The sequence below is a fragment of the Shinella kummerowiae genome (genome assembly GCF_009827055.1).
In the GTDB taxonomy this organism is placed as follows: domain Bacteria; phylum Pseudomonadota; class Alphaproteobacteria; order Rhizobiales; family Rhizobiaceae; genus Shinella; species Shinella kummerowiae.
This window is the reverse complement of sequence record NZ_WUMK01000038.1, coordinates 1-892: the sequence shown is the minus strand read 5'-3', so window position 1 is coordinate 892 and position 892 is coordinate 1. Positions and strand designations below refer to the sequence as shown.

1 protein-coding gene is annotated in these 892 nt (G+C 65.4%); it reads right to left on the bottom strand.

The features are described 5' to 3' along the window. Positions 1 to 803: electron transfer flavoprotein subunit alpha/FixB family protein (locus GR138_RS30145; protein ID WP_160862941.1), on the bottom strand; the 803-nt coding region annotated here is incomplete at its 3' end. Positions 804 to 892: the final 89 nt, after the last annotated feature.

Sequence of the window (892 nt, the reverse complement as noted above, 5' to 3'; positions counted from 1 at the left end):
CCGGCGAGGTGCTGGATCGCACCCGAGATGCCGCAGGCGATGTAGAGCTGCGGCGCGACCACCTTGCCGGTCTGACCGACCTGCCAGTCGTTCGGCGCGTAGCCGGCATCGACGGCCGCGCGGCTTGCGCCGACGGCGGCACCGAGCTTGTCGGCGACGGGCAGGATCACTTCCTGGAACTTTTCCGACGAGCCGAGCGCACGACCACCCGAGATGATGATCTTGGCCGAGGTCAGTTCCGGACGGTCGGACGACGACAGGGCATCCTTGACGTGGGTCGACAGACCCGGGTTCGCCGCCGCCGAGACGCTCTCGACCGAGGCGCTGCCCCCCTCACCGGCTGCCGCGAAGGACGCCGTGCGAACGGTGATCACCTTCTTGGCGTCGGTGGACTGCACCGTCTGGATCGCATTGCCCGCATAGATCGGACGCTTGAACGTGTCGGAAGAGACCACCTCGATGATCTCAGAGACCTGCGCCACGTCGAGCAGCGCTGCCACGCGCGGCAGAACGTTCTTGCCGACCGAGGTCGCGGCCGAGACGATGGCATCGTAATTGCCGGCGAGCGACACGATGAGCGCTGCCAGCGGTTCGGCAAGGTTGTTGGCAAGGCTCGCATCCTCGGCGACGAGCACCTTGGTGACGCCCGAGAGCTTTGCCGCCTGGTCGGCCGCCGCCTTGGCACCGGCGCCTGCGACGAGCACATGCACGTCGGAGCCGATTTTCGAAGCCGCCGTCAGCGCCTTCGCCGTCTGGTCGGAAAGATGCGCATTGTCGTGATCTGCCAGAAGAAGAATGGCCATGGTTTAGTTCTCCCTTTTCTGTCTCAGAGCACGCCGGCTTCGTTTTTCAGCTTGTCGACCAGTTCGGCGACCGACTTGACCTTGACGCC